Below are 10,034 nucleotides of genomic sequence, written 5' to 3' on the forward strand. Positions count from 1 at the left end.
GTGATACCTCTCGACACCGACCAACTGGGCACCTTCTCACGGGAGCGGCCCCGACCGGGGGATCCCATCCACACCCTACGCCTAAAGATTGAGAGAGCCCGCCAAGTTTGTCCTGCCTCTTTGGTTTTGGCCAGCGAGGGATCTTTCGGCCCCCACCCCCAGCTTCCCTGGATCCCTTGGAACCAGGAGTGGGTCATGCTCAAGGTTTTTGAACCTGACGCGGATCCCTTGGAGCTGGTGGGCTACGCAGAAAGCACCCAAACCAATTTCAGCCATCGCTGGGTGCAGAGCTGGGCAGAAGCGCTCGACTTTGCCCGACAGGTGGGGTTCCCACAGCACGGCCTGATCGCCCTCGACCGGCCGGAAAAGCCCCAAGTTATCCACAAAGGGATCCAAGACGAAGCAACCCTAAAGCAGGTGGTGGAGGAGCTGCTGGCCCGCCAGGGAGGGCTGCACCTGGAAACCGATATGCGGGCCCTGTACAACCCAACCCGCCTGCAGGTGATTGCGGCAGCCACCCAAAACCTCATCGCCAAAGCCCAAAGCCTCTGCCCCGCCTGCGGCACTCCCGGCTACTGGCGCATCCGTGCGCTGCCTGGGCTGCCCTGCGGCCAGTGTGGTGCCCCCACCCCTGTAACCAAGGCGTGGGTGTATGGCTGTGCCCGCTGTTCCCACACCCACACCGAGCCTGTGGCAGAGACCTGGGCAGATCCGGCTCAGTGCGCCTTTTGTAACCCCTAGCTTCCCGGCGCCCGCTCCAACTTGCTCGATGTCTTCCAGGGCAAGGCTTGGGAAACTTCCCATCAAAAAAGGGATCCGCCGCGGCGGATCCCTCCGTTGTTTTTAACCTAGGCGGGAGAGCAAGGGGTTAGAAGGTGAACACTGCCCGCAGAGCACCCACACCGATGGTCGGGTCGTTGTCCCCTGGCCTGCCCCCATTGGGATTGCTCACAAAGTAGGCAGCGGGCGTCAAGGTAATGTAGTCGTTGACCGGGAAGCTGTAGTAGACATCCACGACGAAGGGCCGGGTATCCCACACACCCTCATTGTCGGTGGTCACGATCGGCTGACCGAAGACTACACCACCCTTGGCACCCTCAATGAAGAGATCCGGGAAGGCAAAACCAAGCAAGAACCCGTTGAAGTCTTCATCGCCCGGATCGATAGTGCCAGCCGGCACCACATTGGGCAGGTTATAGTCAACGTTGCCCGCCGTAAACCAGCCGGACAGGATAATGCGGGGGCTCAGCTCCCAGTTGGCAGCCACTGTAAAGGCATTGACCCGAGCCGAGGGGGTGACGTCATTCCGGCGCAGCGGACCGCGGAAAAGGCTGCTGCCGGTAGCCAGGAAACCGGGGCCGCGGCTAGCGTCCTGCAGATAGGTGGAAGCAAATTGCAAATACAGCTCCAGATTTTCCGTCGGCAGAAAGCCCAGCTCCACCGTGTGAGCGCTGTCGTTACCGGTCAAACCGCTGTCACCGAAACCTCTGCCCAAGGTCTGGCCGCCGCGGGTGCTGTAGGCGTAGGCCAGACGAAACTGGTCGCCGAGGCGATAGCGGAAGCCAAACAGCGTGCCACTGGGCACATCTCCCGTGGAGTTGGGGAGGTCGGCAAAGTCGGAGAGGGCATCGAAGGGGACGCTGTATTGCAGGACACTGGACACCCCCGTGCCCGTGATGCCGGCGTAGATGGTGGCAGCGCGGTTAAAGGCAGGGAACTGATAGACCAACTGGGCCAGTGTGAAGGTGCCACCACCACCCCCTTGGAAGCCAACGCCCGGATCCCCTGCGAAGAAGGTGGTTACCGCATCGCGAGCCTGCAGACGAATGCGCAGACGGTCACGCCCAGCAAAGGAAGCGTCGAAGTTCAAGCGCACCCGGTAGGGCAGGGTCATGTTCGCCTGATTCTGCTCGGCCACCACCCTGTTGTTGACCACCCGGTCGTCGGTGAGGGCGCTGCCCAGGACAGCGGTGATCACTTGGGCATTCAGCTTGGTGACCGGGTTGAAGACCTTGCCCTTCAGGTCATTTACGTCGGCTTCCAGCGCGTCTACCCGTCCCCGCAGGGCTGCCAGCTCGGCGGCAAACTCCTCCTGCAGCCGCTGCAGTGTAGCCAAGTCCTCCTTAGAAACCTTGTCGGCCAGGCCGGCGGCGATCAGCTCGTTGATGCGATCCAAGCAGGCATTCATCCCGGCGGCAAACTCAAAACGGGTCATGGCCCGGTTGCCGCGGAAGGTGCGGTCAGGGTAGCCGGCAATACAGCCGTAGCGCTCGACCAGCGATTGCAGCGCCTGGAATGCCCAGTCGGTGGGCTGCACATCGGAAAGCTCAGAGATGGAGGTGACAGGCCCTGTAGCTTGGGCATAGGCCACTCCAGGGGTTAAGACTGCCGCTGCACCCAGGGTGCCAGCCAGCAGCGTTTTCCAGTAGTTCGTGTGTTTCGCGGGCATGTTTCTCTCCTTGTTTTTTGTCCTCACACCTGTTTAGCTGTGGCAACGTCTCCTAGCGATGCCCAACTGCCCAACTCTAGAGCGAGCCTGACAGTTGCGAATTCTAGAAGAACATAGTACAGCCCTGTCTTACATCGTCTACCACTTTACACACTTTTTGAGCGAGACTCAATGCGAGGCTCAAGGGCGGCAGACGCTCCAGGCCCTATACCCATTACTTTACCTCAGGGATCCGGCCCTGGCTAGCGGGTGTATCCTGAAGCTGAGCCACGGGCTAAGGCGGGGATGGGCGGTACCGGACTCGAACCAGTGACATCCTGCTTGTAAGGCAGGCGCTCTACCGCTGAGCTAACCGCCCCCTCGGCTCCCTGAGTCTAGCATTTCCTGAGGGGCTATTTCCCCATGCCCAGGCTCTGCGCCTTCTGGTACACCTTGCCCTCGGTCAAAAGGGAAGGGGCAATGCAGATCGCCACCTGGTGCATTTCCTTGAGGTTGGCGGCGCCCAGGGTGGCCATGCTGGTGCGCAGAGCGCCCCAGAGGTTGTGGGTGCCGTCATCCAGGCGGGCGGGGCCGCGCAAGATCTCTTCCAGGGTGCCGGTGGATCCCACGCGAATGCGGGTGCCGCGGGGCAAAACGGGGCTGGGGGTGGCCATGCCCCAGTGAAAGCCGCGACCGGGCGCCTCCTGAGCGCGAGCCAAGGGGGATCCGATCATCACGGCATCGGCCCCACAGGCGATGGCCTTGCAGATATCCCCGCCGGTCACCAGGCCGCCGTCGGCGATGATGGGAACGTAGGTGCTGGTTTCGGCCAAGAACTGGTCGCGGGCGGCAGCGCAGTCGGCAATGGCGGTGGCCTGAGGTACTCCCACCCCCAGCACGCCGCGAGAGGTGCAGGCAGCGCCGGGGCCGATGCCCACCAAGACGCCGGCAGCTCCCGCTTGCATTAGCTCCAGGGCGACATCGTAGGTGACGCAGTTGCCCAGCACCACGGGAATGGGCATGGAGCGGCAGAACGCGGCCAGATCCAGCTTTTGCATGCCCTCTGGCACCTTGTGATGGACGGAAACCACGGTGGCCTGGACGAAGAAGAGATCTCCGCCTGCTTCCGCCACTAGGGGGCCATATTCAGCCGCATGGGCGGGCACGCAGCTAGCGGCGGCAATGGCGCCGGCGGCTTTGATCTGGCGGATGCGCTCTTGGATCAGCTCCGGCTTGACGGGCTCGCTGTAGAGGCGCTGCATCAGGGGAACAAACTCGTCTTTGCCGACCGCAGCAATCTGATCCAGCACCTCGTCGGGATCCGCGTAGCGGGTTTGGATCCCGTCCAGGTTCAGCACGCCCATCGCCCCCAGCTTGGAGAGCAAAATCGCCATCTTGACATCCACCACGCCGTCCATGGCGCTGGCGATGATGGGGATGGGCCGTTGGATCCCTCCCAGAGTGAAGTGGGTGTCTACCAGGCTGGGATCCAGAGTTCGCCTGCCTGGTGCCAGCGCGATCTCATCCAGCCCATAAGCGCGTCTTGCCTGCCGATTGCGGCCCAGTTGCACGTCCATTTTTGCCTTGTTCTGCGGATCCCTCGTTCTTATCATGCCGCCAAGGGGGGATCCAAGGCTAGTGAGGGTTGTGTTCTCTTGGCCGTGATTTGAATACCGCCCAGCGGTCGGAGTCGGGTAGCTTACATAGATAGGCTGTTTCCCGCTTGCCCGATCGTGGATATCCTGCGCAATGCCCCGCTGGGGATTTATCTGGAAGAGCCTCGCACCTGGCTACATTGCCTGGATCCGCGCGTGAAGCTGGCCTGGCTGCTCAGCTTCCTGCTCAGTCCCATTTTGGCCGGCAATGGCTGGCGCCTGGCGGTGGTGGCACTTCTCTTGCTCTTGACGGTGGCAGCCCGTCTGCCGCGCCGGGTTTGGTCAGGCCAACTCGCTCTGGTGTTGGCTCTCAGCCTGCTCACCTTTGGGATCACCAGCTTGGCCCCAGATGGGTTGGGGGTCTTTCCGCAGCCGCAGCGGCAGGATGTGCAGGTGGTGGGCTATGGGCTGACCGGGATCCCCGGCGTTCGCGATAGCCTTCACCTGGCTGCAGAACAGGGATCCCCAGACCGCGCCTGGCGCGAGCAAACCCGTGCCTGGCCAACGCCCTATCGCTACCGCTTGGTTCAATTGTCCCTGTTGGGGCGAACCTTTCAGGTGTCGCGCCGTTCTCTGTCGGTGGCCTTGCGGCTGGGCACCCTCATCTTTACGCTGCTCTATGCCACCAACTTGTTTTTGCTGACCACCGCCCCAGAGGAGATCACCGCTGGGATCGGCCAACTGTTGCAACCTTGCCAGCGCTGGGGATGGCCGGTTGCGGAGGTGATCCTCACCCTCACCTTGGCGCTGCGCTTTTTGCCGCTGGTGATGGAGGAGGTGCAAAACCTGGTGCGGGCGGTGCGAACTCGGGATGTGCGCTGGGGATCCCTCAGTTTTCGGGGCGGGATGCAAACCCTGCTGGCCCTGGTGGAGCGCTTTTTTGAAAACTTGCTCCTGCGGGCCGAACAGATGGCCATGGCCATGCAAGCCCGTGGGCTGACCGGCCCCGACCATCCCCTGCGCTGGCACCGCCTACAACTGCGGCGGCTGGATCGAGGGGTGCTGGCCTTCTTGCCCCTGTTTTGGCTGCTGAGGATCTTGTCTTCCTGAGGGCTGTGCTCTACGCTGGGCTCAGCGGCAGGAGCAGTCGGGAAACGGAGCGCCCATCCCCAGACAGATAGAAGGAGAGCTGACCTCCCATCCGCTGCACCACCCGTTGGCATAAGCTGAGTTCCAGGCCGGGGCTGGCCGCCAAAGGCGACTTGAGCAAAGGATCCGCGTAGATCACCCGCTCCGGCTCCAACTGAAGTGCCGCTGCCAGGTGAGGGTCAAAGCTGCCCTGATCCACCACCAGCAGCTCTGCATAGCCCTCGCCAGCCTGGCTCCACAGATCCAGCCGCCCCCCTTCCGGGCTGCGCAAAGCGGCGGCCACCAGCAGCTCCCAGAGCACCATCTCCAGGCGTCCGGGATCCCCCTGGATGGCCAGACTCATGTCCCCATGGGCCCGCGGCCACAGCTTGCGTTTTTGGGTCAGGCCCTCCACCCGGCGCAGGCTTTTGCGCACCAAAGTAGCCAAAGATACCGACTGCAACTGTGGCTGGATCTGCCAGGTTTCCGCCTGCAACAACGGCTCTGTGGAGACCGTCAGCTCTCGCAGCCCCTTGCCGATCTCCACCACTTTTTGCCAGCGGGTGGCTTCGTCGCCGGGGATCTCCGGCACCTGACCCAAGCGGCGCAGGCCGTCCAGGAGGGCATTCTGTAGGTCTAGCAGGCGGCGGTGTTTGTACCAGTTCAACTCCCTGAGCACCTCCTGCTGCTCTTGCAAAGTTTGCATCCAAAGCAAGCGCCGCAGCGTCCAAGCGCAGGTCTGGGCGATCAACATCACAGCCGCCCGCTCGTCGGGATCCCAAACCTTACCTGCCTCTGCCCCCAGGATCAAAACCCCCAGAGGCTCCGGCAGAGAGGGATCTGTCTCGCCCAAGGGCACCAGCAGCCAGGATCCCAGGCCGGCAGAATTGAGCCAGGTGCGGCTGGCAGCCGGGATCTCTTCTTGGGCAAGCTGAAGGGGCTCCCCCGCCTGCAGCACATAAGCCAGCAGCGGATCCTGGCGGTCGATCTCGGTGGCTCCGCTGGGGCAGAACTCAGGGGCAGCAGCAAAGGGCGGCTGTAACTGGGCCCGGCTCTCCCCCGGCTGCCAACTGACTACGAGAGCCAACGGGATCCCCAGCAATTGGGCCGTCTGTTGAGCGGTGGTGGTGTAGAGAAAGGACTCTATACTGCTGTCGCCAACGGGCGAGGTGTTCAGGTTTTGCAGGGCCAGACAGGTGGCGATCAGGCCCCTGAGCAGTTGTTCTTGCCGTTGTCGCTGTTGTTCCGATTGGAGGTGCCGCAGGAGCAACCCCACTTGTTGGGCGATCCCGCGCAGCAGTTGCCGTTCTTCCCGGCTCCAGGCCCGTAGCTGGGGGTGTAATACCAGGAGCAGCCCTTCCGGAAAGACAGCGTTGCTGACGGCGCCGCCGACCCGAGTATGGGTGAGCATGAGGGAGCGCACCCCCAGAGGGGCCAGTTCTTGCCGCCAAGAGAGCAGGCGCAGATCTTGGTCGTAGTTTTCTGCCACCACCACCTCGCTGCGCAGCAGATCCTGCCAGTCTTGCTCGCTCAAGGGGCTAAACTGCGGCGGCAAAGCCTGCTTGCCTTCGCTGCGGTGCTCGTAGAAGAGGCGGGGGATGGGCCTGTCGGGATCCACCGTCAACACGGCCACCACAGCGGCTTTCAGGCGCTGCCCCAGGCCAACCACCGCTTGCTGGAGAGCCTGTTGCAGCTCTGCTGGGTTGTAAAGCGAACGGCCCACCTGGTGGACAAACTCTTGGTCGTCGGCCAACTGGCGAATGCGGCGATCCAGATTTTCCAGGGGGGCGGCCAAGGCCAGCCCATTGGCGGCAGCGGCCACCAACTGTCGCTCCACCGCTTGCCAGGTGCGGGGCAGCTCCGATTGCACCCAGATAAACCCCAGCAGATCCCTCTCCAGCAAAATCGGGGCCGCCAAAACCGCCTGAGCCCGCAACTGCTGCATCAGCTTGGGGGGAACCTCAGAGCGGGTCGTCCCCGTGCCGCCCACCACCACCTGGCCATCGGTGAGGGTGTAGTACATGTCCCCCAATTCCCGCAGCGAAAGGCCGCCATCTTTTGGCGACGCTGCTCCCGCTTTGGCCTCTCTGGACATGGGGGCAGGAGTGGGTGGCTGGCTGGGCCTAGCGGCGCTTCCATGGGGAACAAACCGCCCCTGGCTGCGCTCGTGCCAGTACACCTGAATATGGACGGCGCCCAGGAACGTCTGCAGCTCCTGCCTCACCAGGCTGACCCGTTCCTGCAGGGATCCCGCCTGGCGCATCGCCGTTCCCAACCTCAGAAGTAGATCCTCAAGGCGCTTTTCGGTCTGCTGTTGCCAAGCGTTTTCTAGCTCTTGCAGCGAGGCCGCCAACTGCCCCAGCAAAATCCCCAGCAGGGCCTTTTCGTCCTCGCGGGTGGTAACTCCCCACATCTGGGATCCCAGCATCAGGATCCCCAGGCAGCGCCGCCGCCCCACCGCCGAGAAGGGATAGATGAAGCAGCCCTGGATCCCGCCCAGGCGCCTGGCCTCCCGCTGCCAAAGGCCCATGCGCGGCTCCTGGGAAAGATCGGGCACGCTGATGGGCCGCTGTTCGATCACCACCTGCTCCAGGATCTCCCCCGGCTGCAGGGGATACAGAGCTCGCAAGAGCGCTTGATCGTCTTCCCGCAGGGTCACCCCCCCTTGGCCCACCAACTGGTGATTGGCATAGTCGTAAAGAGCAAGCCAGATCAGCGGCGCCCCAAACACCGCCCTGACATACTCCAGCGTGAGCTGAATGAGGGCGTTGGCATCGCTCTGCTCCCGCATCTGTTGCAAGGTTACTTGCAGAGCTACCCAGGGAGACAGGGATCCAGCTCTATCGGAATAAGGGGGAACAGACTGAACCATACCCGTGTGGATTGATTCTGCAGGTTAGCCAATGCCCTATAAAACCTTCTCAACTCCTCCTCTTCTTTGCCAAAAAGTTGGCTAAAGAGCCATGCAAAGGACTTGCACTGGCTGGGAATAACTATAACCCCCCGCTGAGGGGCTGGGTAGCAACAGGGGCAGCCAGGGCCTGCAGGTATTCAGGAAGGCCTTACTACTGGGATCCCCCGCAACTTGTGGGTGTGGGTCACCAAGCTGTGGACAAAGTGTTGAAAGCGCTGTTGTAGCTTCTCGTCTTTGAGATTGCCCTGCTCGTCAAAAGCGCTCCAAGCCCGACCAATGGCGATTTGCTCCGGGATCGCCCAGCCATGCACCCAACGCACAATTAAGCGCATCTGGTTGAGGGTGTTGCTGTTGCTCTCACCGCCCAAAACGCTGATCAACCCGAAGACCTTGCCCTCCAGGTGCTCAAAACGCAACAGATCCAGGGCATTTTTCAGGCTGCCGCTGATGCCGCCGTGGTACTCCGGGCTGGCCAAGAGGATCCCATCCGCCTGCTTCATGGTCGCCTGCAAAAGCGCCACATCAGGATAGTCCGCGTAGGATTCCGAGCCATCCGCAAAGGGCAGCTTCATCTGCCGCAGATCGAGAATGTGCAAGGGGATCCCCAGCTTCTCAAACTCGCGCCGCGCCACCTCCAGCGCTTGATAAGTCAAGGAATTGGGCCGCAAGCTGCCGCCGATGGCCACGAAACGAGCCCCAGAGGCTTCAGCCATGACGGCTTGCGAATTGACAGTAAGGGCTTGCAAAGTTGAAGGAGACATGAGCTGAGCTCCTGAGCAGGCATTAGTTACGTTTCAAACAATCATAACTCATACCAACTCTGCGTTGTAAAGATTGTTTGAGCTGCGGGGCTGCCTAAGGCTGGTGCATTCGCCCAAGGGTCGAACAGTCCGATTCCTACTCGGAACTGGGGATCTGGGGCCAACGGATCACCTGCAGCAGGTTGGAAAAATCATCCCTCCAGACCGGATCTCCGGCTTGGGGCAGAAGGGGCTGCCAGCCCTGCAGAGCTCCAGGGTTGTTGGCCATCAGCACCCAGTGGGAGGGGGCCAGCCCTGCTTGTTGCTGGTCAGAGGACAGATCCCGGTGGGCCTGCTGCCAAGCCTGGAGCTGCAGGGATCCGGCCAGGCCGGCCAACACGGGGGCCAAGTTGAGGTGACGGTTGGTGATGTTGAAGAGCAGCCAACCCTGGGGCTTGAGCTTGCTTAGGTAGAGGGTCAGGGCCTCTAGGGTCAGCAAATGCACCGGCACGGCGTCGGAGCTGAAGGCATCCATCACCATCAAGTCATAGCTGCCCGCTGGGATCCTCTGGAGGCTGAGGCGGGCATCGCCGAGGATGACCTGCACCTGCGCCTGCTGGCTGGCCCAATCGAGATAGGAGAAGTAGCGGCCCGCCCAGTCGGCCACGGTGGGATCCAACTCGAAAAACGTCCACTCATCCCCCGGCTGGGCGTAGGCGGCCAACGTGCCGATCCCCAGCCCCAACACCGCAATGGCGGGCCGGAGAGCCGCAGCCTGAGCTCTAAACGCCGCAAACACCTGCCCAACCGGCCCAGACCGGGCGAAATAGGTCAGCGGCTGCAGGGCCTTTTGGGGATCCAGGTTTTGGCTGCCGTGTAGGGTGGTGCCGTGCAGAAGGCTGCGGAAGGATCCCTGCTCGGTCTGGTATTCCACGATTCGGTTGAGGCCAAAGGCGCTGCGCTGGCTGGCCACCACCTGCAGTCCCGGCATCAGCCAGGGTTGCCCCAGCAGCACAACCAACCCCGCCATCGTCCCCAGCCGCCGCAGCCATCCCCTCTTGCCCTCTCCTGTGAACACCAGCACCGCCCACCCCAAGGCTAAGCCCACGGCGGAGCCGCGGTGAAGCAGCGCCGGCAGGCGAAAGCGCAACAGCAGCAAGGGCAAGAGCAACCCCAGCCCCAGCCACAGGCCCACCCGCACCACCAGCACGGCAATCGACACCCAAGAG

The 10,034-nt window shown here is 62.4% G+C and carries 7 protein-coding genes and 1 tRNA gene; 2 read left to right on the forward strand and 6 right to left on the reverse strand.

Annotated features, from left to right (window positions below):
- On the forward strand, nucleotides 1-741 hold a 741-nt coding region (locus NW857_RS10980), incomplete at its 5' end, for a DUF6671 family protein (RefSeq protein ID WP_414368940.1).
- 127 nt (nucleotides 742-868) lie between these two features.
- Here NW857_RS10980 and NW857_RS10985 read toward each other — a convergent pair.
- The 3 genes from NW857_RS10985 to NW857_RS10995 all read right to left on the reverse strand — a co-directional run bounded on the left by NW857_RS10985 (nucleotide 869) and on the right by NW857_RS10995 (nucleotide 4,005).
- A complete protein-coding gene (locus tag NW857_RS10985; protein ID WP_414368942.1) occupies nucleotides 869-2,449 on the reverse strand; it encodes an iron uptake porin in 1,581 nt (526 codons plus the stop codon).
- Nucleotides 2,450-2,735: 286 nt separating this feature from the next.
- A tRNA-Val gene (locus tag NW857_RS10990) sits at nucleotides 2,736-2,807 on the reverse strand.
- 34 nt (nucleotides 2,808-2,841) lie between these two features.
- A complete protein-coding gene (locus NW857_RS10995; RefSeq protein WP_414335148.1) occupies nucleotides 2,842-4,005 on the reverse strand; it encodes a GuaB3 family IMP dehydrogenase-related protein in 1,164 nt (387 codons plus the stop codon).
- A gap of 156 nt (nucleotides 4,006-4,161) precedes the next feature.
- Between NW857_RS10995 and NW857_RS11000 the strand changes: the two genes are divergently transcribed.
- A complete protein-coding gene (locus NW857_RS11000) occupies nucleotides 4,162-5,133 on the forward strand; it encodes an energy-coupling factor transporter transmembrane component T family protein (RefSeq protein ID WP_414335149.1) in 972 nt (323 codons plus the stop codon).
- 10 nt (nucleotides 5,134-5,143) lie between these two features.
- Here NW857_RS11000 and NW857_RS11005 read toward each other — a convergent pair whose 3' ends face one another.
- The 3 genes from NW857_RS11005 to NW857_RS11015 form a co-directional block, all read right to left on the reverse strand.
- Nucleotides 5,144-8,023, reverse strand: a complete 2,880-nt coding sequence (locus NW857_RS11005) for a GAF domain-containing protein (RefSeq protein WP_414368944.1) — start codon at nucleotides 8,021-8,023, stop codon at nucleotides 5,144-5,146.
- Nucleotides 8,024-8,202: 179 nt separating this feature from the next.
- A complete protein-coding gene (locus NW857_RS11010; protein WP_414335151.1) occupies nucleotides 8,203-8,826 on the reverse strand; it encodes an NADPH-dependent FMN reductase in 624 nt (207 codons plus the stop codon).
- Nucleotides 8,827-8,962: 136 nt separating this feature from the next.
- Nucleotides 8,963-10,034, reverse strand: a 1,072-nt coding sequence (locus NW857_RS11015; RefSeq protein WP_414368946.1) for a spermidine synthase, incomplete at its 5' end; no start/stop codon positions are given.

It is taken from the genome of Synechococcus sp. H55.9 (assembly GCF_047462355.1).
In the GTDB taxonomy this organism is placed as follows: Bacteria; Cyanobacteriota; Cyanobacteriia; order Thermostichales; family Thermostichaceae; genus Thermostichus.

Coding starts and splice junctions, on each gene's coding strand:
- NW857_RS10985 (WP_414368942.1), bottom strand. CDS start 2,449: ATGCCCGCGAAACACACGAACTACTGGAAAACGCTGCTGGCTGGCACC.
- NW857_RS10995 (WP_414335148.1), bottom strand. CDS start 4,005: ATGGACGTGCAACTGGGCCGCAATCGGCAGGCAAGACGCGCTTATGGG.
- NW857_RS11010 (WP_414335151.1), bottom strand. CDS start 8,826: ATGTCTCCTTCAACTTTGCAAGCCCTTACTGTCAATTCGCAAGCCGTC.
- NW857_RS11005 (WP_414368944.1), bottom strand. CDS start 8,023: ATGGTTCAGTCTGTTCCCCCTTATTCCGATAGAGCTGGATCCCTGTCT.